General features: G+C 68.2%; 41 protein-coding genes. 39 read left to right on the plus strand and 2 right to left on the minus strand.

All coding sequences use genetic code 11. The features are described from left to right. Nucleotides 1-53: 53 nt before the first annotated feature. From AB0J46_RS48405 to AB0J46_RS48460, 12 genes are all read left to right on the plus strand, one after another. A complete protein-coding gene (locus AB0J46_RS48405; protein WP_364343083.1) occupies nucleotides 54-659 on the plus strand; it encodes a vWA domain-containing protein in 606 nt (201 codons plus the stop codon). A gap of 64 nt (nucleotides 660-723) precedes the next feature. Continuing rightward, nucleotides 724-1,455: a DUF2786 domain-containing protein gene (locus tag AB0J46_RS48410; protein ID WP_364343086.1), complete on the plus strand. Its 732-nt coding sequence runs from the start codon at nucleotides 724-726 to the stop codon at nucleotides 1,453-1,455. 56 nt (nucleotides 1,456-1,511) lie between these two features. Next, on the plus strand, nucleotides 1,512-1,949 hold the full coding sequence (locus tag AB0J46_RS48415) for a hypothetical protein (protein ID WP_364343089.1): 438 nt from the start codon (nucleotides 1,512-1,514) through the stop codon (nucleotides 1,947-1,949). Next, nucleotides 1,946-2,326: a hypothetical protein gene (locus AB0J46_RS48420; protein ID WP_364343092.1), complete on the plus strand. Its 381-nt coding sequence runs from the start codon at nucleotides 1,946-1,948 to the stop codon at nucleotides 2,324-2,326. The genes AB0J46_RS48415 and AB0J46_RS48420 overlap by 4 nt, the downstream gene beginning before the upstream one ends. A 4-nt stretch (nucleotides 2,327-2,330) precedes the next feature. Then, complete coding sequence (locus AB0J46_RS48425; protein ID WP_364343095.1) at nucleotides 2,331-2,657, plus strand: hypothetical protein; 327 nt, start codon at nucleotides 2,331-2,333, stop codon at nucleotides 2,655-2,657. Continuing rightward, nucleotides 2,654-2,884, plus strand: coding sequence for a DNA-directed RNA polymerase subunit alpha C-terminal domain-containing protein (locus AB0J46_RS48430; RefSeq protein ID WP_364343098.1), 231 nt, complete (start codon nucleotides 2,654-2,656; stop codon nucleotides 2,882-2,884). Before AB0J46_RS48425 ends, AB0J46_RS48430 begins: the two co-directional genes overlap by 4 nt. After that, nucleotides 2,881-3,321 carry a hypothetical protein gene (locus tag AB0J46_RS48435; RefSeq protein WP_364343101.1) on the plus strand — a complete coding sequence of 147 codons (441 nt, stop codon included), beginning with the start codon at nucleotides 2,881-2,883 and terminating at the stop codon, nucleotides 3,319-3,321. Before AB0J46_RS48430 ends, AB0J46_RS48435 begins: the two co-directional genes overlap by 4 nt. Continuing rightward, a complete protein-coding gene (locus AB0J46_RS48440) occupies nucleotides 3,318-3,866 on the plus strand; it encodes a hypothetical protein (RefSeq protein WP_364343104.1) in 549 nt (182 codons plus the stop codon). Before AB0J46_RS48435 ends, AB0J46_RS48440 begins: the two co-directional genes overlap by 4 nt. 337 nt (nucleotides 3,867-4,203) lie before the next feature. Continuing rightward, nucleotides 4,204-4,752 (plus strand): hypothetical protein, encoded by a 549-nt coding sequence (locus AB0J46_RS48445; RefSeq protein ID WP_364343107.1) that lies wholly within the window; start codon nucleotides 4,204-4,206, stop codon nucleotides 4,750-4,752. A 472-nt stretch (nucleotides 4,753-5,224) separates the two neighbouring features. Further along, on the plus strand, nucleotides 5,225-6,052 hold the full coding sequence (locus tag AB0J46_RS48450; protein ID WP_364343110.1) for a hypothetical protein: 828 nt from the start codon (nucleotides 5,225-5,227) through the stop codon (nucleotides 6,050-6,052). 193 nt (nucleotides 6,053-6,245) lie between these two features. Further along, the gene (locus AB0J46_RS48455; protein ID WP_364343113.1) at nucleotides 6,246-7,163 is read left to right on the plus strand and encodes a helix-turn-helix transcriptional regulator; all 918 of its coding nucleotides are present in this window, start codon (nucleotides 6,246-6,248) and stop codon (nucleotides 7,161-7,163) included. Then, a complete protein-coding gene (locus tag AB0J46_RS48460; RefSeq protein ID WP_364343116.1) occupies nucleotides 7,102-7,362 on the plus strand; it encodes a DUF397 domain-containing protein in 261 nt (86 codons plus the stop codon). The genes AB0J46_RS48455 and AB0J46_RS48460 overlap by 62 nt, the downstream gene beginning before the upstream one ends. A gap of 46 nt (nucleotides 7,363-7,408) precedes the next feature. Here the strand turns inward: AB0J46_RS48460 and AB0J46_RS48465 are convergent, their stop codons facing one another. Beyond that, the gene (locus tag AB0J46_RS48465; protein WP_364343119.1) at nucleotides 7,409-7,642 is read right to left on the minus strand and encodes a hypothetical protein; all 234 of its coding nucleotides are present in this window, start codon (nucleotides 7,640-7,642) and stop codon (nucleotides 7,409-7,411) included. Between the two features lie 521 nt (nucleotides 7,643-8,163). Here AB0J46_RS48465 and AB0J46_RS48470 point away from each other — a divergent pair. Both AB0J46_RS48470 and AB0J46_RS48475 read left to right on the plus strand, forming a co-directional pair. Next, complete coding sequence (locus AB0J46_RS48470; RefSeq protein WP_352365915.1) at nucleotides 8,164-8,346, plus strand: hypothetical protein; 183 nt, start codon at nucleotides 8,164-8,166, stop codon at nucleotides 8,344-8,346. A 353-nt stretch (nucleotides 8,347-8,699) separates the two neighbouring features. Then, nucleotides 8,700-9,647: a helix-turn-helix domain-containing protein gene (locus AB0J46_RS48475; protein WP_364343122.1), complete on the plus strand. Its 948-nt coding sequence runs from the start codon at nucleotides 8,700-8,702 to the stop codon at nucleotides 9,645-9,647. Nucleotides 9,648-9,649: 2 nt separating this feature from the next. Here the strand turns inward: AB0J46_RS48475 and AB0J46_RS48480 are convergent, their stop codons facing one another. Continuing rightward, nucleotides 9,650-10,177, minus strand: coding sequence for a hypothetical protein (locus tag AB0J46_RS48480; RefSeq protein WP_364343125.1), 528 nt, complete (start codon nucleotides 10,175-10,177; stop codon nucleotides 9,650-9,652). 306 nt (nucleotides 10,178-10,483) lie between these two features. On the opposite strand from AB0J46_RS48480, the gene AB0J46_RS48485 reads away from it, so the two are divergent. The 25 genes from AB0J46_RS48485 to AB0J46_RS48605 all read left to right on the plus strand — a co-directional run bounded on the left by AB0J46_RS48485 (nucleotide 10,484) and on the right by AB0J46_RS48605 (nucleotide 22,813). Continuing rightward, on the plus strand, nucleotides 10,484-10,954 hold the full coding sequence (locus AB0J46_RS48485) for a helix-turn-helix domain-containing protein (protein ID WP_364343127.1): 471 nt from the start codon (nucleotides 10,484-10,486) through the stop codon (nucleotides 10,952-10,954). A 155-nt stretch (nucleotides 10,955-11,109) separates the two neighbouring features. After that, nucleotides 11,110-11,259, plus strand: a complete 150-nt coding sequence (locus tag AB0J46_RS48490; protein ID WP_364343129.1) for a hypothetical protein — start codon at nucleotides 11,110-11,112, stop codon at nucleotides 11,257-11,259. Further along, nucleotides 11,256-11,426: a helix-turn-helix domain-containing protein gene (locus AB0J46_RS48495; protein WP_364343131.1), complete on the plus strand. Its 171-nt coding sequence runs from the start codon at nucleotides 11,256-11,258 to the stop codon at nucleotides 11,424-11,426. The genes AB0J46_RS48490 and AB0J46_RS48495 overlap by 4 nt, the downstream gene beginning before the upstream one ends. Continuing rightward, complete coding sequence (locus AB0J46_RS48500) at nucleotides 11,426-11,575, plus strand: hypothetical protein (protein ID WP_364343133.1); 150 nt, start codon at nucleotides 11,426-11,428, stop codon at nucleotides 11,573-11,575. The genes AB0J46_RS48495 and AB0J46_RS48500 overlap by 1 nt, the downstream gene beginning before the upstream one ends. Next, a complete protein-coding gene (locus AB0J46_RS48505; RefSeq protein ID WP_364343135.1) occupies nucleotides 11,572-12,273 on the plus strand; it encodes a hypothetical protein in 702 nt (233 codons plus the stop codon). The genes AB0J46_RS48500 and AB0J46_RS48505 overlap by 4 nt, the downstream gene beginning before the upstream one ends. Continuing rightward, nucleotides 12,270-12,695 (plus strand): hypothetical protein, encoded by a 426-nt coding sequence (locus AB0J46_RS48510; RefSeq protein ID WP_364343137.1) that lies wholly within the window; start codon nucleotides 12,270-12,272, stop codon nucleotides 12,693-12,695. Before AB0J46_RS48505 ends, AB0J46_RS48510 begins: the two co-directional genes overlap by 4 nt. Beyond that, complete coding sequence (locus AB0J46_RS48515; protein ID WP_364343139.1) at nucleotides 12,689-13,636, plus strand: YqaJ viral recombinase family protein; 948 nt, start codon at nucleotides 12,689-12,691, stop codon at nucleotides 13,634-13,636. The genes AB0J46_RS48510 and AB0J46_RS48515 overlap by 7 nt, the downstream gene beginning before the upstream one ends. Beyond that, nucleotides 13,633-15,366, plus strand: a complete 1,734-nt coding sequence (locus tag AB0J46_RS48520) for a recombinase RecT (RefSeq protein WP_364343141.1) — start codon at nucleotides 13,633-13,635, stop codon at nucleotides 15,364-15,366. Before AB0J46_RS48515 ends, AB0J46_RS48520 begins: the two co-directional genes overlap by 4 nt. A 66-nt stretch (nucleotides 15,367-15,432) precedes the next feature. Next, on the plus strand, nucleotides 15,433-16,107 hold the full coding sequence (locus AB0J46_RS48525) for a hypothetical protein (RefSeq protein ID WP_364343144.1): 675 nt from the start codon (nucleotides 15,433-15,435) through the stop codon (nucleotides 16,105-16,107). Next, on the plus strand, nucleotides 16,104-16,379 hold the full coding sequence (locus AB0J46_RS48530) for a hypothetical protein (protein ID WP_364343147.1): 276 nt from the start codon (nucleotides 16,104-16,106) through the stop codon (nucleotides 16,377-16,379). Before AB0J46_RS48525 ends, AB0J46_RS48530 begins: the two co-directional genes overlap by 4 nt. Continuing rightward, nucleotides 16,376-16,513, plus strand: a complete 138-nt coding sequence (locus tag AB0J46_RS48535; RefSeq protein WP_364343150.1) for a hypothetical protein — start codon at nucleotides 16,376-16,378, stop codon at nucleotides 16,511-16,513. The genes AB0J46_RS48530 and AB0J46_RS48535 overlap by 4 nt, the downstream gene beginning before the upstream one ends. 100 nt (nucleotides 16,514-16,613) lie before the next feature. Continuing rightward, nucleotides 16,614-16,811, plus strand: coding sequence for a hypothetical protein (locus AB0J46_RS48540; protein ID WP_364343153.1), 198 nt, complete (start codon nucleotides 16,614-16,616; stop codon nucleotides 16,809-16,811). Continuing rightward, entirely contained in the window at nucleotides 16,808-17,158 is a 351-nt protein-coding gene (locus AB0J46_RS48545; protein ID WP_364343156.1) for a hypothetical protein, read from the plus strand. The genes AB0J46_RS48540 and AB0J46_RS48545 overlap by 4 nt, the downstream gene beginning before the upstream one ends. Then, complete coding sequence (locus tag AB0J46_RS48550; RefSeq protein WP_364343159.1) at nucleotides 17,155-17,586, plus strand: hypothetical protein; 432 nt, start codon at nucleotides 17,155-17,157, stop codon at nucleotides 17,584-17,586. Before AB0J46_RS48545 ends, AB0J46_RS48550 begins: the two co-directional genes overlap by 4 nt. Further along, nucleotides 17,583-17,717 carry a hypothetical protein gene (locus tag AB0J46_RS48555; protein ID WP_364343162.1) on the plus strand — a complete coding sequence of 45 codons (135 nt, stop codon included), beginning with the start codon at nucleotides 17,583-17,585 and terminating at the stop codon, nucleotides 17,715-17,717. Before AB0J46_RS48550 ends, AB0J46_RS48555 begins: the two co-directional genes overlap by 4 nt. Beyond that, the gene (locus tag AB0J46_RS48560; protein ID WP_364343165.1) at nucleotides 17,714-17,941 is read left to right on the plus strand and encodes a hypothetical protein; all 228 of its coding nucleotides are present in this window, start codon (nucleotides 17,714-17,716) and stop codon (nucleotides 17,939-17,941) included. Before AB0J46_RS48555 ends, AB0J46_RS48560 begins: the two co-directional genes overlap by 4 nt. Then, nucleotides 17,938-18,438, plus strand: a complete 501-nt coding sequence (locus AB0J46_RS48565; RefSeq protein WP_364343168.1) for a RusA family crossover junction endodeoxyribonuclease — start codon at nucleotides 17,938-17,940, stop codon at nucleotides 18,436-18,438. The genes AB0J46_RS48560 and AB0J46_RS48565 overlap by 4 nt, the downstream gene beginning before the upstream one ends. Then, complete coding sequence (locus AB0J46_RS48570) at nucleotides 18,435-18,626, plus strand: hypothetical protein (RefSeq protein ID WP_364343171.1); 192 nt, start codon at nucleotides 18,435-18,437, stop codon at nucleotides 18,624-18,626. Before AB0J46_RS48565 ends, AB0J46_RS48570 begins: the two co-directional genes overlap by 4 nt. A gap of 326 nt (nucleotides 18,627-18,952) precedes the next feature. Next, the gene (locus AB0J46_RS48575; protein WP_364343174.1) at nucleotides 18,953-19,330 is read left to right on the plus strand and encodes a hypothetical protein; all 378 of its coding nucleotides are present in this window, start codon (nucleotides 18,953-18,955) and stop codon (nucleotides 19,328-19,330) included. Nucleotides 19,331-19,418: 88 nt separating this feature from the next. Continuing rightward, nucleotides 19,419-19,907, plus strand: coding sequence for a hypothetical protein (locus tag AB0J46_RS48580; protein WP_364343177.1), 489 nt, complete (start codon nucleotides 19,419-19,421; stop codon nucleotides 19,905-19,907). Further along, nucleotides 19,900-20,325, plus strand: coding sequence for a hypothetical protein (locus tag AB0J46_RS48585; RefSeq protein WP_364343180.1), 426 nt, complete (start codon nucleotides 19,900-19,902; stop codon nucleotides 20,323-20,325). Before AB0J46_RS48580 ends, AB0J46_RS48585 begins: the two co-directional genes overlap by 8 nt. Before the next feature lie 37 nt (nucleotides 20,326-20,362). After that, complete coding sequence (locus tag AB0J46_RS48590) at nucleotides 20,363-20,689, plus strand: hypothetical protein (RefSeq protein WP_364343183.1); 327 nt, start codon at nucleotides 20,363-20,365, stop codon at nucleotides 20,687-20,689. Then, nucleotides 20,686-21,240 carry a hypothetical protein gene (locus tag AB0J46_RS48595; protein WP_364343186.1) on the plus strand — a complete coding sequence of 185 codons (555 nt, stop codon included), beginning with the start codon at nucleotides 20,686-20,688 and terminating at the stop codon, nucleotides 21,238-21,240. The genes AB0J46_RS48590 and AB0J46_RS48595 overlap by 4 nt, the downstream gene beginning before the upstream one ends. After that, nucleotides 21,237-22,394, plus strand: coding sequence for a hypothetical protein (locus AB0J46_RS48600; protein WP_364343189.1), 1,158 nt, complete (start codon nucleotides 21,237-21,239; stop codon nucleotides 22,392-22,394). Before AB0J46_RS48595 ends, AB0J46_RS48600 begins: the two co-directional genes overlap by 4 nt. After that, complete coding sequence (locus tag AB0J46_RS48605; RefSeq protein WP_364343192.1) at nucleotides 22,391-22,813, plus strand: hypothetical protein; 423 nt, start codon at nucleotides 22,391-22,393, stop codon at nucleotides 22,811-22,813. Before AB0J46_RS48600 ends, AB0J46_RS48605 begins: the two co-directional genes overlap by 4 nt. Nucleotides 22,814-22,886 lie beyond the last annotated feature (73 nt).

Here is a 22,886-nt window from a genome sequence, read left to right on the forward strand (position 1 = left end):
ACCCCCGGCCCGGCCTCTGGGCCCCCTCACCTTCACCCACGAAAGGAACCACCGTGCCCAACCCCGACCACCGCCACATCACGATCATCCTCGACCGCTCCGGCAGCATGCAGACCGTCAAGGCCGACACCGAAGGGGGCTTGAAGGCGTTCCTCGCCGAGCAGGTCACCAACGCGGGCGAGACCCTCCTGTCGCTCTACCACTTCGATGACACGTGTGAGGCGGTGTACGAGTACCGCGCGCTGGCCGACGTCCCCGACTACCGCCTGCAGCCGCGCGGCAGGACCGCGCTTCTCGACGCTATCGGCAAGACCCTCACCAGCATGCGCGCCCAGTTCGACGCCATGCCCGAGGGCGACGTGCCCGGCAACATCTCGGTCGTCATCCTGACCGACGGCGAGGAGAACGCCTCCCGTGAGTGGCGCTCCCGCCGCCAGATCCGCCGCATGATCGAGGACCTGCGCAAGAAGGGCTGGACGTTCATCTTCCTCGGCGCGGACCAGGACGCGTTCGCCGCAGCCGACGACATCGGGATCGGAGCGGACACCACCCTGTCGTACTCCTCCCACCGCACCACCGAGACACTGACCCGCGCCGGACGGGTGGTCTCTCGCGGGGGCGAGTTCACCGACGACGACCGCAACGCCACCCGTCACTGATCACCCCGGCGTCCCACCCTCTACCCCCGGCGGGGACGCCTCGACTCCCGAAGACCGGAGACCCATGACCACCGAAGCCAGCAAGAAGACCTTCAACCGCATCCGCAAGCTACTCACCAAGGCCGAGGGCACCACCAACGAGCACGAACGCGAGACGTTCATGGCCGCAGCCCGCGGTCTCATGGCCAAGTACGGCATCGACCAGGCCCGCCTCGGCTACCTCTCCTCCGGGCGGGAGAAGCCCCAGCTCCGCGAGGTCGCGTGCCCCGATCCGTATAGCAAAGAACAGACCGTCCTGCTCCACAACGTCGCCAAGGCCCTGCGGTGCCGCAGTGTCACCATGCGCGTCCCCCGAAGCAAGGACGCCACCGTCGAGCTGGTCGGTTTCGCCTACGACCTGGACCGCCTGGAGCTGCTCTACCCGAGCCTGCTGCTGCAGATGCTCGGCGGCATGGCCCAGCAGCGAATCCCTCAGGGGGAGTCGAAGACCGTCTACCTCCGCTCGTGGGCGTTCGGCTTCATCGTCGAAGCGACCGCCAAGCTCGAAGCGGCCGAGAAGCACGCCGCCGACGAGCAGGCCGCCCAGGACAAGCCCGGCGAGGCCAGCACTGCGCTCGTCCTCCTCAAGAACGACGAGGTCGTCGACACGCTGTTCGCCAAGCTCTACCCGAAGCTGCGCCAAGCCCGCCAGGTCAAGGTCAACAACGACGCCTGGCACAGCGGCGCCGAGGCCGGCCGCCGCGCCGACGTGGGCGGCGCCCGCCTGGACACCACCCCCAAGGCATCTATTCGCTAGCGAAACCGCAGGCGGCCCCGCTGCAAGCGGGGCCGCCCCCCTATGAGAGGAGCATCGTGGCAGTTCGCTTCAACCTCACCACCACGGCGGGCATGATCTCCGCCATCCACCACCTGACCAGCCACCTCGACACCGGCCGGGTCGCCATCACCTGGGGCGACCGCGAGGAGTACACGCGGCGCATGCTCGTCCGGTTCATCGGGCTCGACCGCGACGACAAGGGCAAGCTCACCCTGTTCATCCGAGGCGCCATCCCCACCCCCATGGTGCAGGACTGGCTGATCTGCTGCACAGACCGGCTGCCCGGCACGGAAGACAGGGACAGCACCGACGTAATGGCCCGCTGGACCGGCGCCAGCATCGCCCTGAACCTGCCCAGCCACGCCCTCACCGTCGAAGAGGCCCACCACTTGCACGCCCAGCTCGGCGACGCCATCCGCCAGGCGGGCGGCCCCGAGCGGTGCGAGATCGACCCGCCCGGCACCGCGCGGTGACCGGCGCACCGTCGGACGAGACGTTCCACATGCTCGCCTACGCCTGGAACATCACCGCAGCCAAGGCGCTGGCCGCCGGACGCAAGCCGAACGGCCGGCTAGCCCCCGCCGAATGGGCGGGCGTCCTCAGCCTCATCGCCACCACCAGCGACCACGCGGCCGGCGTGGACCTGGACGAGCCGCTCATCGCCGTTCCCGTCGACGACGCGGGCCACTTCCCGATCGACGGCTGGCACCGCATCCGGCGCGCCCTGACCGAAGGCGTCCAGCACCTGCCCGCGATCGTGCTCACCGCCGAGGAGGAGCACCAGATCCGCATCCATGGCGGCGACAAGCAGCCGCACTTCCCGCACCACCCCACCCACCGAAGGAGATGACGAGATGGCCGATCCCCACGGCTGGATTATCACCGAAGACCGCGTCGCGACCAGGCCCGAGGAGTCCCGGGCCAACGTGTTCATCGCCACAGCGAACGCCGACCTCACCGCGCACTACCAGCTCACGCGCCGCCTCAAGGCAGGCGAGGGCACACCGTGGCAGCTCTACGACGGCGACGGCAATCTCGACTACGCCGGTCGGATCATCGTCCCGCCGGGGGAGGAGGGCGGCGAGCTGTGGTTCGTGCCCCTCGACTGGGCCAAGGCACACACCGGCTCGGCAGAGATCCGCTACCTCAACACCGGCACCGGCCAGTGGGAGGTGCTGTGACGATCGCGGACCTGATCGCGCAGGCCGGCCTGCCCAACGACGCCGACATCAAGCCGACCCTGCCGGAGCTGACCTGGCATGTCACCACCCCGCTGAAGCGAGCGGGCATCACGACCATCGGTGAGCTGCGCGCCCGTAGCGACGCCGAGCTGCTGGATATCCCGCAGTTCGGCGAGCGCCGACTGGACATGCTGAAGGCCGTGCTCCAGCAGCGGGAGGCGCAGTGACCAGCCCGCCCGCCAATTACCTGCACGCCGTGGACGAGCTCACCGCCGATCCCGTCGTGCGCAAGATGGCCACCCGCCTTACCGACACCGCCGAAGAGCAGGGCGTCAACGCTGACGGCACCCTGTCGTACGCGTTCCTGCGTGACTCTGCTGAGGAGTACCTGCGCGCGGGCGGCCAGCATCGCGGGCCCGTGGGCGCGGTCGCCCACGCCATGCTCCGCCTCCGCGCCGAAGTTGCTCGGCCAGCACCGGTCCACATCACGCCTGACGGGCCCGGCGCAGTCGCCCAACGGCCCGAGGAGGAGCCCGCCCAGGGGGAGACGGCAACGACCGCCATTGATGATCCCCGAGGCTGCATGTCCGCGCACGGCCCCAACTGCCCGCACGACCGGTGTGACCGGTACGGGTGCCTCCTGGAAGGAGATTGCTGCCAATGAGCATCGACGCCTACATCGGACGCGAGGGCATCAAGCAGGTCGTCGGCCTGCTCGGAGCCCCGCCCGGTAATCCCTATAACAGCGTGGAGATCATCCCGACAGCCGTCAACGGCAGGCAGGACAACCCCGTCTCTGTCTATCGCGCGGCCCTGATGTGCGCGGAGATGGCAGCCGAGGACAGCGTGGACTACGGGGCCGAGCAAGGGCTGTTCTCCGTCAAGTACTCCTTCGAAGACGGCAACGACGGCAAGGCCATTGCGGTCACCCCGATAGAGGAGAACGACGCCGACGCCGACCGGCAGACGGCCCGCGAGATCGTCGCCGACCTTACCGCGCGGTTCGAGCTCGACCGGTATGCCGAGCTCGGGCTGACCGGCGATCAGGTGGCCGAGCTGGTGCGGCTGGCCTTGGCCGTGTGCGCGGCGGGTGAGGAGGGCGGCGAGCAGCTCGCGTGGGCGCTGGACTTCTTCATCGATCCGGACGGCATCGTCAAGCTGGGCGAGGCCATCTGGCACAAGCTCGACAACAGGTACGGGCCCCTCTGATGTAGCCGAACATGATCTATCACGGCTACCGGCGCAGGATCAGTGGCTCGATCATCGCGATCGAGTCACTGGACGGGGTGCAGTAGCGCGCCCGTCTGCAGCAGAAATGCCAGGTCGTCCATCGTGAGCGAGCTTAGCGCTTGTGGACGGGGCGATGCGAGTATGGCCCTGCGCGAGTTCCGGCCATATCATAATGCGAAAGCAGTAACGCAGAGATGGTGTATGGCGTTTATATTCTTGCCCAGAGGACAACCTCGCGCTAGACGGGCTCGCCGAAGCGGCGCATACACGCCACCGACATGAGAGGTTATGTTGGTGACCAGAGGAGGAGGGGCTGGTGAATCTACTCACGCAGGTTATAACGATTGCGGCAGTGATAGTAGGTGCAGTCGTGACATACGCGACGAATTCTGCCACCGAACGGTCACGGCACCGGCGGCAGCTGCAGATCAGATGGGATGAACGCAACCTTGAAGCGTATGCCGATTATATCGGGAAGGTCCGATCATGCATTTACTCCGCTGTACGTCTTTATGAAAGCCCGCGCGAACCTGACTCCCCAGAAGGTCAATGGGGGCAGCTCCTAGATGCCCTTACAGCAGCAGAAGGCCAACGCGCCGTGGCATTTGAGCGAGTAATGCTGTTAGCCAATGATCAAGTCATCGAAAAGGCGCACGAGGTGAATATGGCCGCAGCCCGCATCGACTGGGCAGCCCGACGTCGAATTGAGTGTTCACTTGAGGAATGGCGTTCACTGCACAGAGCAGTATTTGCGGCGATCAATCGCCTGCATCAGTGCGCGCGTCAGGATTTGAAAGTTCCCGGTCTCTTCATAAGCGATCAGCACACTGGTCGTGGGCTAACGCTGCCCGATTCCGATCAGTAAGGCTCCGGCTTCTCGACGCGCAGACTCGCGAGAGACTCAGATCCACAGGTGAAAGCAAGTGCTTCTTGACTTACCACCGTGAGGTGTTGCCGAGCGCGTGCGAGCAGCAGCCCCAAGACGGGAACATGACGCGCAGAACGGCCAGGCTGCTTACTCTCATCGGTCGAGTAGCGAGGGCGTCCCGCCCGTCTCGGCTGGCAAGAACTTCCACTTGGCGGCCGAGGCGGGTGCAGCGGGCAGGACGCGACTGGACCACCAAAGAGATCGCGGAGGTCATGAGGAACGCTGTCGTATTTAATCGCTAGCGGATAGGCTATCGTCTTGCTATCCCCTTCTGGTTTGGAAGAGAGCGTGAGTGTTGAGCGAGGCGCCGCTGTGTGTTGCCCCTCGCTGCGGTGGACAGCGGGGTCCCCGCCAGGCTGCGTCCGGCTGGCTCATCTGCACGTCCTGCCAGACGCGACTGGAGCGCGACGTGCGGATCACGCCCACGCTTGAGCGGTGGCTGTCCCATCACGTCGTACCCGGCAGCGGGGGAGGGCTGAAGGTCTCCGGTAGCCGCGAGGCCCCAGTGCCGATCAGGCTGGACGTCCTCGATCACGTCGCTCACATCGAGCACATCCTGAAGTCCTGGGCGTGGCTCATCGCCGAGCACCGCGGCTTGAAGTACCCGAGTCCCACGTCGATTACCACTCTCGCGCTGTGGCTGGCCCAGGATCTGGAGTGGCCGGCCGCCAGACCGTGGATCAGCGACATGTGCGACGAACTGGCCGGGCTGCGCCGGACCGCGCACGCACTCGCTCCCTGGCGGGTGCAGGTGGACTACCTGACGGGCCCATGCCCGTCATGCGACCTCCGGGCCTTGATCCAGGTGGCCGGGGAGACGTACATCGAGTGCGACCTAAGGGCTGGCGGCTGCAACAGTCTCTGGACAGGGCAGGAATATCACCGCCGTGTGAAGGAGATCGCCGACGAGCACGAGGCGGCTACGATGCTGACCATGGCCAGGCGACACCCCGGGCGGCTCCCCCCGGCAGAGCAGCGCGCGGAAGCGGAACGGGATCTTCAGACGGTGGCAGAGGAGTACGCAAAGGCCAAACAAGCTGCCGACGAGGCGTACCAGCGGGCGATGGCCGAGCCGACGACTCGCCTGCACGCCGCGATCCGTGTTGCGGCGGCCCCACCTGAGGGCGTTCCGGCCGCCGAGAAGAAGAGCCTGGTGACGCGGAACCGCATCGCCGAGATCACGGGTATCCCGGTTCGGGTGGTCCAGCGCATTGTCAATGAGGGCGAGGCGTCGTAGGGTCGCAGCGGTTGCGTTGCTCACGAAAACCCCGGCATGAAGGTGCCGGGGTTTTCTTGTACGTCACTCCAGGCTGGGGCAGACGCGCGAGATGGCAAGAAGGTTTACAGTAATCCAGTTTTTCTGATTACGAATTCAACGCGATTAAGTGCAGGCATGGAACGTCGAACGGATGCTTCGGGACAATCGCCGCATGCCGCGCATGAGTCCGCCCTTACAACAGGAGAAGCTAGGCCGTGAGCTGCGGGCTCTGCGGCTGGCGCGGGGCCTCACCATTACTCAGGTCGCCCAGAGGTTGGGGTGCGCGAGCGGAAAGGTCTCGCAGGTCGAGAACGGCCTGACCCTAGTCACGCCCGGGTATGTACGCGACGTCCTGGACCTCTGCCAGGCGGACGAGGGAACCCGTGAGCTCTGCCTGCAGCTGATCATCGATGCCCGGCGCACGCCCTGGTGGAGACGCGGCGAATTCCGTCAGGTTCTCGGCCCGTTCATCGTCTATGAGACCGAGGCCAGACGCCTGTGCTACTGGCAGGCCCAGGTGATTCCCGGGCTGCTCCAGACGTTCTCTTACGCCTGCGAGGTCATCAGCGCCGACCGGCCCTGGGAGGGGGAGGACCTGGTGCGGTTGCGGGCTAGGGCGAGAATCGCCCGGCGATGGGTCCTCAGCCATGAGTCTGATCCACTGATGGTGGACGCCATCGTGAGCGAGGACGCGCTGCATCGGCCAGTCGGACGCTCCGCGGTGATGGTGGAACAGCTCGCTCATCTCCTTGAGGTCGGCGGCTGGCCGACGGTGCAGTTGCGCGTGGTGCCGCGTTCGGTCGGCGCACACGCGGGCCTGACCTGCTCCTTCGTGCTGTTTCACATGCAGGATGCACGGACCGTGCTGTATCGAGAGGGTGGCGTGGATGAGATCGTTGATCTCGGCGCGGGCGTTGCGCAGGAGTACGAGCGACGCTTCGAGCATCTGACCCGCGTCGCGCTGACGCCGGAGGCGTCGGCCGATCTGATCGATTCGATCCGCGAGGAGTTTGTGCGTGCCGAGCAGCATGACGAGCAGCGTGCCGAGCAGTGTGCCGAGCGAGGAGCATTTGACGGAGGCATGGCGTAAGGCCACACAGTCGGAGTCCGGGGGCTGTGTGTGGGTGCGGTTGTCGGGGAACCGCATCGAGGTAGCAGGATCGTCTCCCGTCGGAGAGGGCCCTGATCTGGCCGGGCCGATCAACCAGTTCACCCCGCACGAGTGGCGCGTGTTCCTCGCTGGCGTCCGGGGGAGCCAGCGCTTCGACCTTCCCGACGGCTCTGTGTAGGAACACGCTCCAGGTCGGCGTGCTGCGGGCCTGGAGCGTGCCATTCTCAGCGTTGGCGCTGCGCGCTGCGATGGCCATCGCGCAGGCCCGCCTCGTAGGCAATCTCAGTGGGCACGGGGGGCGGCGATGGCCAGGACTCAACCCTTTTTGTGAATGCGCTGGTGAGCAGGGCCATGACGGCGACGCTGGCGCCGGCGATGGGCAGGGGCGGCTCGCCTGCGGCGGCGAGCAGGAAAGTGAACAGGGTGCTCATGCCGAGCACCCTGGTGGATTCGATCATGACGGCAGTCCCTCATCTTAGGGATGTTGAGCTTTGAACCACCACACTGTGTCACGCATGAATTTCATCGTCACGCCTCTGGCGTCGATCGTTACGTTCTTTCACAATCTGCACCGATCACACACAGTTTCGGTAACGTCCCATATGGCACTTTCGTGCCATGGTTGGAACGTGCCGCCAGAAAGGCTGGACAGGAACACGGGTGGGCCATTTGCATATTCCTCCACGAGCGGTAACAAACATCGCTGACATCCAGGCTTGGCGTTCGTCAGCAGGTGAACCGCTGTACGTGGACAATCCCTCGAACTGAGAAAGGCACCACCATGCTGTCTCGACTCTCCCGCACCGCACGGACCCTGCTCGCCACGGCAGGGGCGGCCGTACTACTGGCCACCGCGACCGCGGCTTACGCCGATGACGAGCCTGCCACCGCTACAACCGGCGCCAGCGAGCCGGTTCTCACGCAGGGACCTACGGTAAGCCCCGAGCCGGCCGCGTCGGAGAGTCCTGCGGGTTCCCCTGTGACGACCGCGCCGTCTGGCGCGCCCGTCACCACAACCAGCACCACCTACACCAAGGTCGTCAACCATGACGGGTCGGTGACGATCACCACGACGCGTATTACCACGACGAGCAAGAGCGTCACCTACGCCAAGGCGAACGAGGTGCCCGCTGCGCTGCAGGCGCACATGGGCGGCTGGTGATCTGGACGGTGCGCCCAGCGGATGTCCGGCCACGCCGATTCGATCGCGCCTGGCTGACATCCGCGATCGGGGCGGGCACAAGCTGGATCGCCTGTCCGGCCACCCTCACCGGGGGTGGCCACCTCGGCGAGGACGAGATGCTGCTGTTCGCTGGATGGGTCGCCGCAGTGGCACTGCCTCTCACGTTGCTGGCGGTCCGGCTCCACCCCGCCCAGCGTCGGGCGGCCAAGGCGTATCGGGCGTATCGCATGGGACACATGCATGGACGAGAAGCCGCAGCTGACAGAGCTGCCAGGGCGGCCAGAACGTAGAAACAGGTCCCGGCCTGACGGGGCCCAGGCCATGGGGAAGGCATGTACCAGATTTTCGGCCTCGACGACGACGCCGAGGCGCTCTACCGCCTGTTGTTACGCGAAGGGCCCGTGCGTGCGGACTCCTTCGCCCTCAACCCAACAGAGGGCGCCATCATCGAGCGGCTACGCGATGATGGGTTGATCTACGGGGAAGACGTGCTCACCGCAGCCCGCCCCGGCCTAGCCCTGAAGGGCCGGCTGCTGGAACGGCAGCGTGCCATCAACGCGGCAGAAGCGCTGATGACCGAGTACGAAGCGCTCTACCAGTCGAACAGCCGTCACTACAGCGACGGCGTGCCGGTCGAAGTACTGACCGACCCGGCGCACATCCGGCGGACCTTCAGCCACATCGAGGGCTCGGCCCGCAGCGAGCTGCTGTCGTTCGTGACAGCCCCCTTTCAGGTCGTCACGGGGGATCGGCGTGTGGTGGACCCCAGCGATCACCCGCGGTGCCGGATTCTGGTGGAGGAAGAGGCGTTCACGGACGAGGCCGCCGTCGCCGCTGCGCAGCACTCGGCCGACAGCGGGTGCGAGGTCCGCGTCATCGAGAGACTGCCGTTCAAGCTGATCATCGGCGACCGGCGCCAGGCGCTGGTGCCTCAGGCGCCCGGGGAGACGATGCCGGTGCTGCTGGTCCACGCGGGTACGGTGCTGGACGCGCTGGTGGCGACGTTCGACGTGTTCTGGGAGCGGGCCCTGCCGCGCAGGACGGCCTGGCGCAACAACGGAACGGATGACACCAGGCCCACCCAGCAGGAGATTACGATCTTGCGGCATCTGGCCAGGGGAGCCACTGAGCAGCAGATCGCCACGACGCTCACCATCTCCAAGCGCACGGTGATTCGCCGAATCCAGCAGCTCATGGATCGGGCCGGCGTGGACACGCGCTTTCAGCTCGCTCTGCACGCGGCGCGCGCCGGGTGGCTGTCGAAGGTAGTCGACGCCTGACCTCAGGCGGTGTCGATGCCGAGCTGGACGTCGACGAGGTCGGCGGTGGATTCGTAGTGCTTGAGCAGTGAGGCGATCATGCGGTCCTGCTCTGCGGGGGTGGTGTCGCGCATGGCGCGGATCTGCTGGATCTGGCGGCGCTGACGATCGGTGAGCTGGTCTAGATCGAGCGCTGGGTGCATGGCGGGTACGGCATGGGGCGCTGGGATGCCGAGTTCCGGCGCTCCGTGCTCTCGTACGCGTTCCAGCAGGCGGGCGGCGCCGGGGCGGCCCATGTCGTGCTCGAGTTCGTTCGGCTCGATGTTGCGGTAGATGAGGGCGAGGACGACCACCTGGTGGTCGTCGGCTTCGCGCCGGCCGGACTCCCAGTGGTCGATGTTGTTGCGGCTGAACTTCCTGCGAGTCATCTCGGCGAAAAGCCGTGCGACTTCGGCGACTTTGAGGCCGTCGAGCCGTGCCGTTCGCTTGGCTCTGAGAAATGCGCCTTGCTGTGCGTACGGCAGGGTCTCGCCGCGTGTGCTGGTGGCCACGGCCGCCCTCCCTTCGTCATCTGACTGCGGTTTTTTCGCGCCGACGGCCACCGTATCAAGGCGTGTGGCTTTTGGCCTACACGTGTGCCGATCTGCTACACGAACTCACACGTATGCCCGCGTGTGTGTGAGTTTGTGTGAACACCGAAGCGCAAAAGCGTTGACCTTCTCACACAAGTCACACTATGTTCGACGGGTGCGTGACCATAGTTCGACCAAGATCAACAACACGTGAGAGGGGGTGCGCACGTGCGCAAGAAGCGAACGGAGATCTCCCGACGGGAACGACGGGAACGACGAGAGGCCGTGCTGCACGCCCTCCGCGAGTCGAAAGGAACCATCCCTCCGGACGTACTCACCGCGCTCGTCGCGGCAGGACTCGTCATCCTCTCTCAGCCCGCGAGAACTGCCGCCCCCAGGATCCGCCCCTCAGGCGCGGGACTCTCGGGCGAGTCTCTATATGCCGCGCTGAGCTGGCCTTACCGCGACACCCTGGCCAAGCTCAAGGCGGGCGTCCCCGTCACCCTCGACGAAGTCGCCGATCTGAATCTGCTGACCGTCGCCGAGGCCGCCGAGCTCATGGCCGTCAGCGACCGCACCGTCCACGCCCTCGTCGCGCGCGGCGACATCGCCCACTTCCGCATCCATGCCCGCGCTCTGCGCATCCCCGCGGGCGCGGCCGTGGAGCACCTGGCCAGCCGACTGACCTACCCCTCCAGCACCGATGCGGAGGCGTCTCCCCCCGCCCCCGCCGACCTCGAAACGAGAACCGCATGACCAGCGTCCTCCAAGCCGCTAGCGAACTCGCTAGCCATGACGCGCGCTCACGGGAGTGCACCGCCCCTCACAGCGATCGTGTAGCCGAAGCGCGTCCGAAGCGGGGGCGCCCGGGCGCCCCCGCTTCCTCCTTCGGCGCCACGTTCGCCGACAACATGAAAGCCCAGGCCGCCGCCCTGTCCGGCGACGAACTGCTCGCCATGTACGAGGAGGGCCTGCGGCTCAGCCCCGTGTCCCAGCTGGTCATGGACACGCTGCGCGCCGAGCTGCTGGAGCGCCTCAACGCCGCCCGGGAGGGAGCGTGACGACCACGCTTCTCACCCGCGCCCAGGCCGCCGCCATGCTCGACCTCACCCCCCGCCAGGTGCGCCGCCTGGCCCTCGCCGGCCTGCACCCGCACCGGCAGCCCGACGGCCGCTGGCTCTACCGACAGTCCGAGGTCGAGGCCAGGAAGCAGGAGGTGTCTCGGTGATGGGCTCGCCGCTCCTGTCGGACGACGACGGCCTGGCCGCTCACCTGGAGTGGCTCGGCGCGCTGCACGAGGAGTCTGAGGCGAAGGGCTGGGAACCGGCCCCCTACCCGGCCTCCACGCCCTGGCCCACGTGGGGGAGCGCCGGATGATCGTCTACCGTGTGGGCGACCACGTCACGCTCACCATCGCCGGTGTCATCGACAGCGCCGACCCGGAGGACCCCGCCCGCTACCAGCTCCGCCACGGTGAGCGGGGCCTGGTGTCCTTCCGCACCGACGACCGCAGCATCCACCAGGCCCTGGTGGCTACAGCGGACTGGCCGCCGCTGCCGGGCGACGTGTGGCTCGACCGCAATCGCAAGCGCTGGTTCGGCCAGGTCGAGACCGGCCCCGACCGGCCTGATCTCATCATCCTGGTCAGCGAGTTCGGGGCCTGCTACTCCGGCGAGGAGCGCCTGCTTAAGGCGATCCAGGAGCACGGCACCTTCCACCTGGAAATCCCCGGCCGCGTCCGACTCGAACAGGCCGATCCTGCCTGGTTCGGCGTTGGGCAGCGCGGCAGCGCGACGGTCGATGCCTGGTTCCGGACAGACGACGACAGTGTCCGGCACACGCTGGTGACCGCCGTGCAGTGGCCGCCACTGCCCGGCGACACCTGGATGGACGGCACGGGCAAGGACTGGTTCGCCCACGCGGCCGAGGATGACGGGCACGGCCTCGCCCTCACGTCCGAGTTCGGTGCCCGCTTCGAGGACAAGGACGGGCTCAAGCGAGCGGACGAGCTGTATGGACCGTTCCGCCTCAAGACGCCCGGCAAGCAGCGCCTCGAACAGGGGAGCAGCCAGTGAGCGGCCCCCGCTACCGCAAGGGCGACCACGTCGAAATCGTCCGCTGGGGCGTGGTTGTCCACGTTGACCCGAAGGACCCGCACCGGTTCGGCATCGGTCAGCCCGGCAGCCGGATGGTCGATGCGTGGTTCCGCGCCGACGCAGCCGAGGTGCGTCACCGGCTGCTGACTGCTGCCGAGTGGCCGCCTGTGCCGGAAGACGCATGGCGCGATCGGGACGGCAAGCAGTGGAAGGCGGTCGAAATCGACTGTCCCGACTGCACCGCTGACGGCCGCGAATGCGAGGACGGCTACGTCGCGCTGAAGTCGGAGTTCGGCGCGTGGTACCCGGGCAGCCTGCAGATCGCCCAGGCCCACCGCTACTACGGCCCGTTCACGCTGGAGAAGCCGAGTCCGCGGCGCAGCCAGGAGCGGCCGTGCTGACCCAGATGGCGGGAACCGCCCGCCGTCTGGGCCGGTACCGCCCGGACAGCCGCCGCGGACGCCGGATCCGGCGCGGCCGGCTGGGCGGCTCCTCGATCGCCGCGGTGATCGGGAAATCGCCGTGGTCGTCGCCGTACTCGGAGTGGGCCTTGCAGAAGGGGCTCGTCCAGCCGGACCCGACCACGGCCGCGCAGAGCCGGGGCAACTACCTGGAGCCCGCCCTGCTGAAGTGGTACGCCGACCAGCATCCGGAGTTCCGGGTGCGGCGGGGCGGCACGTACGTGCACGTCGATCGGGACTACCACCTGGCCAGCCCGGACGGCCTCTGCTTCCAGGACGGCGTGCTGGTCGAGGGAGTCGAGGCCAAGACCGACGCGGACGCGGACGGCTCCGGCTGGGGCCGCCCGGGAACAGACGAGGTGCCGATCTACTACCGAGTGCAGGTCGTCTGGTACATGGACGCCTTCGGAGTGAAGCGGTGGCGGTTCGTCCTGCTCGACGGCCGCCTGCAGTTCCGCGAGTACGTCGTCGAGTACGACCCGGCCGAGGCGCAGGTGCTGCGGGATGCGGCCGAGGACTTCCTGGCATCGGTGTTCTGGGACGAGATGCCGGAGCTCGACGAGCACCCGGCCACGTACGCCACGGTCCGCAAGTTGCATCCGAAGATCGACCGCGAGGCCACCGTGCAGTTGCCCGCCGAACTGGCGGCCGAGCTGCACGCGGCCGTCATCGGCATGGACGCGGCTGAGAGCCGTAAGCGGCTGGCGCTGTCCAAGGTCGGCGCGTTCATGGGCACCGCCCGCCGCGCGATGCACGGCGGCTACGACTACGCGCTGCGCCAGTTGTCGAGCAAGGGCCTGCCGTACGTGAAGCCCGACAACAAGCTGGATCAGGTGCCACCGCCTGATCTCCCTGACGACACCACGGAGGAGGCCGCGTGAGCGACACCTTGCCCGCTCTGATCGAAGAGATGAACGCCCGCATCGGCAAGCACACCGCCGAGTTCGAGGCGGCGCTGCCGAAGGGCGTGACGGTCGCCCAGCTCAAGCAGGACGCCCTGAACAGCCTGCGTGCGACCCCGAAGCTGGCCCAGGCGCACGCGCCGACCGTGCTCGGCGCGCTGATGACGTGCGCACAGCTCGGACTGCGTCCCGGTGTCTCTGGTCTTGGCCACGCCTGGCTGCTGCCGTTCAAGAACTACAGGGAGAACAACCGACTCGAAGCCCAGCTCATCATCGGCTACCGCGGCTACGTGGACCTGGCCTATCGCCACCCGGCCGTGCAGGGCGTCGTCTCACGCATTCGCTACGCCAACGACAGGTTCAAGCTCATCTACGGGCTGGACGGCGACACGCTGGAGCACGAGCCGCCCGCCGACGGCGGTCCTCGCGGCGAGGCAGTCCTGTACTACGCCATCGCCCGGGTGCGCGGGCACAGCATCATCACCGAGCCCATGTCGCGCCGGGAGATGGAGGAGCATCGCGACAAGTTCGCGATGGCCAAGAGCAGAGATCGGGGAATCGTCGGCCCCTGGCGTGACCACTTCGACGAGATGGCACGCAAGACGATGATCCGGGCCCGGCTGGTCAAGGCCATCCCGACCGCGCTCGACATGGCCATCGGCATGTCCGTGGACGAGGGCGTACGGCTCGACTTCGACCCGACCGCCAACCCGGCCGAGGTGACCACCCACCCGGACCGCGCCGACGAGGCGGACGCGGAGAACCCCGCTCAGTCCGTCCGCGAGTCCGTCACCATCCGCGAGTCGTTCCCCAGCGGCGGCCTGACCGGGGACCAGGACCGCGAGATCGCCGGGCTCGTGCGCGACCGCAGGATGAGCAAGGACCAGGCGCTCGATCTCGTGGAAAGGCTGTTTAAGGAGCGCAAGTCGGCCCGGCAGCTCAGCGAGGAGCAGGCCGCCGAGCTGATCGAAGAGCTGAAGAAGATCCCGCTGCCCACTATGGAGGGCGAGGTCTTCCCGCCCAGCCGCTCGTCGGCCGAGCCGGACCAGCCGGCCCCGGCGAAGCGGAAGCCGACCAAGGCGATGATGAACATGATCCACGCCGCGCTGGCCGAGCGGAATATCACCGACGATGAGGCGGTGCGCGCCGAGCTCGGCCGCATCCTCGGCGTGACGGTCGAGTCCCGCAGGGACCTGACCTTCGACCAGGCGTCTCAGATCCTTGATCGTCTCGAAGCCCCCGCAGACGCCGCCGCTCCCGCGCCGGGCAAGGATGAGCTGACTCCGGAGCAGATCAGAGAGCTGATCCGCGCCGAGTGGGCCGAAGCGGGCGGCCAGCCGCAGGCCCTGGCGGGAGCATTCCGCAAGGCTATGAACGTCGGTGCCCGTGAAGCCGCACCGAACGAGCTGAACGCGTTCCTCCAGCAGCTCCGCGACGGCAAGCACCTGCCCCGGCAGCACGAGCGCAAGCGCTTCCTCGGCTCCATCACGGCCCTGTTCGACGGGCTCGACAAGCCGATTCCCGAGGAGGACCGGCTGCGCGACCTGTCGGCGCTGCTCGGCTACACGGTCCTGCGACCGCACCAGATCGCCTTCGACCATCTCCAGGACGTCATCGACGTCCTGACCGCCTGCAAGGGCCAGACCCACGCATGGGACGAGGCCCTCCAGGCCGCGCAGGCCGCACGCGGGGACCAGCCCGCGTCCTGACCCCCATGCTCCGAGCCCGGCCCGCGCAGCGCGGGCCGGGCACCTACCCCTCAAGGAGATCCGCTCATGCCCATGTCCATCACCGTCAACAAGGGCGAGCCCAGCCCGGCCGATGTGTTCCATCAGGCCACCGACCAGGCCATCACGCTCGTCATCGGCGACTACCGGTACAGCATCGACGCCAGAGACCCCCGAGACCTGATCGATGGCGCCCTCCTGCTGGACCGGCTGCAGGCCGTCCTTCCGGCCGCGCGCCGCGACATCGAGGCCGCTCTCACCGCGCACAAGCGCGCGGAGCAGGATCGCGTGCGCGCCGCTGCGGGGCTCGCGTCGCAGCGGACGTGCTCATGCGGGACGCCGGACAGGCCCCAGACGGTTCACCGTCTCGACCTGCCGTGCCACGCCGAGAGCATCACCCCCTGCTTCACCTGCCAGGGGGGTGGCTGCCCGGAATGCGTGGGCACCGGAAACCAGGACGTCGTCGCCAGGGCCAGCACCCCCGTGCATCTGGTCCGCGAGACCACCCACGCGGTGCGCCCGTACGTGCCCGCCGTCACCCCGATCAGCACCCCCACGCGCGCGGCCAGCGCGCCGCCGCTCCAGCCGCGCGAGTGCGGGTGCAGTGAGCACGGCCCCTGCCCGGCGCACGGCGGACCGGCGCCGGGGGAGGAGACCCGTGACCTGACCAGCGTGATGCCGAGGCCGGCGCAGTCCGCCGCGACGCCACGGGAGGAGCGGTGATCTTCCGCACGTTCCCCGTCCACTGCGGCAGCGTGACGGTCGGCTGGGATTCCGACAACGCCACCTTCTACGCGCGCGGCACCAACACGGCCGGCAGACGCATGTGGGAGTACGCCAGCGGCATGCCCACCCTCGCGCAGCTCCGCGCGGTGCTGTTCGGGCACCGCGTCACCCTGCACGCGGTCGACGCCACGCGCCTCCTGCACGACGTGGACGCGTCCCGGCAGCGCGCTAGCCGGACCGCCAGCCGCTGCACCCGAGGTGGCCGATGAGCGGCATCGCCTTCGTCCTGACCTTGATGGCCAAGACATACAAGTTCCTCGGGACGCTGATGACCGTGGCATTCGGCTGGGCCGTGCTCTGGGCCATCACGCAAGGTCTCGTCTCGCTGGCGTGGAGCCTGTGATGGCGATCCCCCGCACCACCCTCGGGTGCGACGCAACCGCGAAGCACGCCGAGCCTCCATTCCTCGCATGACCCATCTCCCCGAAATCAAGGAGCCCTTCATGACCAACCCCATCGGCACCCAGCTCACTGACATCGCTGACGCCACCGCCGACCTTCAGATCCCTCTGGCAGATCTCGTGCAGGTCACCATCACGGTCAGCCCGTGCGTCGGCTTCCCTACCACGATCATCCGCTACCTGCGCAAGAGCGACGCCGAGGCGCTGCAGGCGACCGCCCGCGAGAAGCGTGTCCTGTGAACAGGACGTACGCCGTGCTGGGCACCCTCGCTGTTCTCCTGGCGGCGAGTTGTGCCGCGTCACCGTCCCAGGGGCAGGTGACGCACCGGCGTTACGAGCCGCCGCGCACGTGGACGACCACAAGCTGTGCAGCCTGGAAGACCACCACGTACCGCACCGGCAGGCAGCGGCGCACGGCAACCACGTGCGTCGCCCGCCACGTGAACGTACACCGGAGCCTGCCGGAGTGGTACCTCGCCCTGCACGACGGCGACCAGGAGGGCGAACGAGTCGTCAGCCGAACGACGTGGGACGCCTGCCCCGAGAAGGCGGCGTACCTGGCCTGCGCACAGGGGGAGTTGTGGTGATCGCTGCGCTGCCCTGGTTTGCCGGGTGGGTCATTCTCACCGCTGTTGCCTGCCTCATCACCTGGCGGCTGACGGTCCGGCTGATGGACGTACGGGAGACGGAGCTGTGGACGCTGGTCTACGAGATGCAGTTGGAGTCCAGGCTGCTCAAGGGGCGGCTGGCGGACAGTGGGAGGGAGGCCACCGCCTTCGGGGACGCGCTGAACGACATCGTGGACCTGGCAGACTGGGCCGACGTCCGGCCATTCGCTAGCGATTTCGCTTGCATAGCCGAGATCGTCGCGATCGCCAAGCAAGCGCTGGAGACGCACGCCTACCCCGGCAGGCTGCGAGCCGCGCAGGAGGCACTGGAGCAGGCCGAGCGTGACCTCCAAGAGCTGCGGGCGGACAACGTGCGCCTGGCCGAGCTGGCGGTCGCTCCACAGTGACGGCACCGCTGTTCGCGTCCCTCCCGGCCGTGGGCCTGTTCGCGTGGCTCATGGCCGGGTGGGGCGTCTTCGCCGCCACCGTCGGCATGCTCATCGGCTGGTGGGCGCGAGGCAAGGATCGTCGCACGTGATCGCCGTGTACGTGCTCGTCGGCCTCCTCGCTCTCGTCGGCCTGGCCGTGGTCCTCGTCGGCCTGGCCGTTGTCGCCGGCGTCGTGCTGGACGTCCGCCGTGACCGGCGCCGCATCGAGTTGGAGCGGCTCGCCGGTACGGATCGTCAACCCGATCTCGACCCCGATCCGTCGCTGGACGGGCTGGTGGTCGAGATCTCTCAACGCCTGAGGAGGGCACAGTGACACCACCGCTGATCACGATCACGGTGTACGGCACACCCGGCTCGCAGGGCTCCAAAAGGCCTGTCGGCAAGAACCGGATGATCGAGCAGAACGCCACCGTCAAGCCGTGGCGGCAGGACGTTCGCCAGGCCGCGATGGACGAGATCGACCGCCGCGCTGCGGCCGGCGAACCGTTCGCGCGGCTGGACGGGCCGATCCTCGCCGAGATGGTGTTCACGATGGGCGACAAGCCGTCCGGCCGCCCGACGTGGTGGCCGTCCGGCGTCCGCTGGTCAAAGGCCCTGTGGTGGCATCCCGCCAGCGCGCCTGATCTCTCGAAGCTCCTGAGGTCCACGGAAGACGCCCTCACGCAGGCCGGAGTGTGGAAGGACGATGCCCGCGTGGTCCGCTACCGGGAGCTGGCCAAGGTGTACGTCGGCCAGGTGGACGAGCCGGACGCGCTGCGCGTGCCCGGCGCGGTGATCCGGCTGTGGTCGGGGCTGGACGTGGCCGCGTGATCCGGCTGGCCGCGTTCCTCGTCGTCATCGCGGCGATGCTCGCCTCCAGCTGGTACGTCTTCCAGGTCGATCAGGGCCTCGGCGTGCTCATCCTCGCCATCGGCGTCCTCATCATCACCCCCGCCTTCTACAAGATCATCGACAGCGGACAGGCAGGCCCGCCGGAGAAGAAGGACGACAGCGAGTGACGGGGGCGTCGCCGTCGACCGCGCCGTGCACCTTCGGCCCTGGCCCGTGCGGTAAGACGCCCACCCGTCTCTACACCTTCGGCAGACGGTGCGCCGACCACGCGCCTTCGCCGCCCCCGCCCGGGTACTGCGCGCCGCTGCGCTGCTACTGCCCGCCCGACCAGCAAGGAGAACTCTCATGTTCGACCCCGACGACCGGCCCCCGAGACTCAAGCCCGGACAGCGGCGCCGCAAGCGCTCCCGCCTCCAGCTCCCTCGCACTGCCGTCACCGACGAGTACGGCAACGCCCTCTGCGTCATCGAGGGATGGGGTGTTGGAGCCGACGATGTTGCTGCCGCCCGCGCCCTCCACCGGCACGGCCTGCCCGGGGGGATCGACCCTCGCACCAACCCGGCATGAGCTGTCCCGATGCGACGAGTGTGAGCAGCCGGTCCTGTGGACCATCACCGAGGCCGGGCGGCCGTTCGCCGTGGATCCGAAACCGAACCCCGACGGCAACACCGTAGCCATCCGGGACGGGCTCGGCGTGTGGCGGTCTCGCCGCCCGTCCCGGGACCGGCCGAAGGCGCTGTTCGAGCAGGTCTTCTATCCGCACGTCGCGTCGTGCACGAAGGGCGTGCCCATCGTCCTGCCGGACAACGTGACCCGGCTGGACGACGCGCGCCGCAGACGGCGCGGCCTTCCACCGCGACCCCGTTCGTGAGGGCCCGGCACCCGACGAGGTGCCGGGCCCTCGTTCGACCCACCCCACACGCCAGCCCTTCACCGCTGGCCAACATGAAGGGCGCACCGTGATCAGAACCGTGGCGGTCGACTTCGACAGAGTCGTGCACCGCTACAGCCGCGGCTGGGCAGACGGCACCATCTACGACCCGCCGATGGACGGCGCGCTCGATGGGCTGCGCACGCTGATGGAGCACTACAGCGTGTTCATCCACACCAGCCGGACTCCGGCCGACGTCGCCGACTGGCTCGCCGCGCACGAACTGCTGGTGGCCACCGACCCGTCGGACGACCTGCGCTTCTGGGTGGAGCGCGGCGTGCTGCTGGTGACCAACCGCAAGCTGCCCGCGTCCGTCTACCTCGACGACCGGGCCGTGCGGTTCACGAGCTGGCCCCAGGCGTTGCATGACCTGCTGCCCGACCAGGACCGCGACGCACGCCGCCGCACGATCCGGCGCGCACTGACGGCCGCGTGGCCCGACCTCGCCGGCGATCCCACCCACGTCGACCAGCTCGCCGAAGTCGCCTTGACCGCCCTGGAGCACAGCGATGGCTGACCGTATCCGTCCCGAGGACGAAGGATTCGTCCTGTATGAGCAGACCCCACGGCGTAGAACGTACGTGCGTCGCTGGCGTGAGGGCGACCTGGAGGCATGCGCCGAGGCAACCAAGGTCCGTAACACCCCGTGCGGACCGCCGGTGGCGACAGTGCTCACGATCATGAAGATCACGCGCAGCTACCCCACGACTTCGCGCCACGCCTCCTGTCCACTTCATCTGCCCTGGTCGCCTGGGACGGTGTCGATGGGCTTGAGAGCACGCCGGGCGGCAGCGGAACGGGTGATTGCCGTCCACACCGACCTGTTCGAGCAGTTCCGCCGCGAGGAGATGGACAGCCGCGTCGCGTCGCTGACGCGTCAGGTCCTGGCGGAGCTGGACAAGGTTCTGGGTGAGGACGGTGGCGCCGATGTATGAGCACAAGAGACGGGAGCGCGAGAGGCGGGAGCGCCGCATGGCGACGGCGAAGGTGGCGCTCGGCGCGGTGACGTCGATCGCGGCGCTCGCGGGACTGCTGCATGCCGCCTCGGATGAGGAGGTCGTCGCCGACTGCGTCATGGTCACTGCCGAGCCGGACGGCACCTACCGCATCATGGACGACAGCTTCTGTGACAGCCATGCCGCGTACGTGCGGTGGGTGTACGGCGGCACGAGCAGCGGCGGGTACGTGCGCGGCGGAACGATCGTCCGGCCGCCGGGCGACATGTCGATCACGTCCAGGTCGGGCCGGGTGATCTCCCGGGGCGGGTTCGGCGGTCGCGGCACCGGAGGTGGTGGATGAGCCGCACAGCGGGGCCGATCCTCACCACGGCGCAGCAGCAGGAGCTCGAAGGCATCCTGGAACGCATCCTCGGCGACTACCCCATCAACCCGGACGTGGCGAAGCACGTCATGGCCAACTTCGCCGCCGACGTCGACCGCTGGGCCGACCGGGACGACCCGCTGACGATCGTCTACACCGGATCACGGCTCGCCGACCGGGCCAAGGTCCGCGCCGACCTGTCCGGCCTGTACGACCGGTTCGGCGGGTTCCGCATCTTGATCGGCTACGACCGCGACAAGGACCGGCCGTCCGGCGGAGACCGATACGCGTACGAGTGGGCGGCGGCCGTCCCTGATGTGACGGTCGAGCTCCATCCTGCGCCGTGGCACATCCCGGAGCTGGCGAGAGCTGCCGGGCCGGCTCGCAACGGCTACACGGTCGGTCTGGTCCAGGGGCGGGGCGGCCGCCACGGCATGCTCGCGCACCTCTTCGACGGTTCGACGGGGTCCGCGGGTGCTGCCGCGTTCGCCCGGCACGTCGGCGTGGCGGTCTGGCGGAGGCCCGCGTGAGCCGCCGCAGCGACATGGAGAAGATGGTCCGCCGCGAGGCCAAGGCGCACGGCTTCGTCGTGGAGAAGGTGGGGCCTGAGTGGAGGGTGACGAACCCGGACACGAAGCGGTCGCAGTCCGTGCCGGACCGCGCGGTCGGCAGCCAGTTGTCCAACGCGCGATCACGGATCCGGCAGCTCGCCACGCGCACCCCGATGCAGGCCGCGGTGGGCGAATCGTCCCAGGGAAGGCGAGCGGGCGACGAGTGGCTGGTGCAGGACCTTGTGGCCGCCGCCTACCGGTCCGGAGTGACCTTCGACGTCGTCAACGGCCGCCTGCGCATCGCCGCTGACCTGGACAACCAGTCGTGGGTGGACGTGCTGCGAAGGCGGGAGACCGAGGTACTGGCCTTCCTGCTCGGCGAGCTCGCCCGCGACCAGCAACCCGGCGGTGACCCCGTACCGCAGCCAGCACCACTACCTGTAACGCCGCAAGGAGCTGATGACCGCATGCCGAAGATCGGCGACGTCGCCCGGGTCGAGGGGCCGTCGCGCAAGGAGGACCTCGCCGTCGATGCCAAGGTCCTGTATGACCTGCTGCGTGAGGAGGCCGCCAAGCAGGGCGACGAGACGGAGGCGAACGCCCGCGTGAAGGGGGTGTTGTGGCGGGGCACGCTCACGTCGGTGATGCGCAGCGTGGGCGCCGACTGGGATCTCGTCTACCAGGAGGAGGTGTCGCGGTACCTGCGCGACACCCAGCACATCCGGTGCCAGAGGCGAGGCAACCCGTCGCTGTGGTGGATCCGCGACACCTGGCGCGACGGCAATCTGACCGTGACGCGTAAGCCGACGCCCGCCGACGTGCCCGCACGCAGATCCCCCGCGCCGCGTTCTGCGCCGGAGCCGGCGCCGCCTGCGGTGGATGAGTACGCGCAGCTCATGAAGCTGCTGGAGGCTGGGCGGACAGCGGCCGCCACGATCGACCGGTTGGAGACCGAGAACGCCGGCCTGCGGCGCGAGGTCGAGGAGAAGAACGCGATGTTCCTGTCGGTGCGGGCGGAGCTGCGCGCCGACGTGGAGGCGTTGCGGGCCGAGAACGGCAGGCTCACGGCCGAGCTGGCGAAGTTGGAGCCGTTCAAGCAGTTCATCAAGGCAGTGAAGGAGACGAATCTGTGAAGCAGCTCGCGTGGTACTACACGGCGGGGGAGTGGATCGAGGGCGAAGACCTCGTCGCTGCCCAGGCGAGGCCGGATGAGGAAGAGCGGAAGCTGCTGGTGCGGCTCGGCTACGAGCCGCGAATGGAGATGGGGAGCTGGGAGTCGGCGTATCCGGCGATCGAGGTGTGGTTCAGGCCGGAGAAGGAGCCCCGCTACGTTCTGATCCTGTCCGACGGCGACGGGTACGAGCGGGTGTTCGTGGACCGGCTGCCGGACGTGTGGGATCTGCTGGCCAGGTGGGCGCCGGTGGTGCGCGATGCCGGGATCGTGCGTCTGCTGGACGACCTGACTGATGTCCAGCGCCGCCCGTACGGTGTCGTGGAGATGATCGCCCGGCGGGCGGCGGCCGGGGCTGCCCGGCCGTCGAGCCGTTCGTGAGCTGCGTAGTGGCTAGCGAGAGAGCTAGCACGCAATCAGGCGGTGCATTCGGGTGCGGGGCCCGGCCAGTGCC

The organism is Nonomuraea sp. NPDC049758 (assembly GCF_040674635.1).
Classification (GTDB): domain Bacteria; phylum Actinomycetota; class Actinomycetes; order Streptosporangiales; family Streptosporangiaceae; genus Nonomuraea.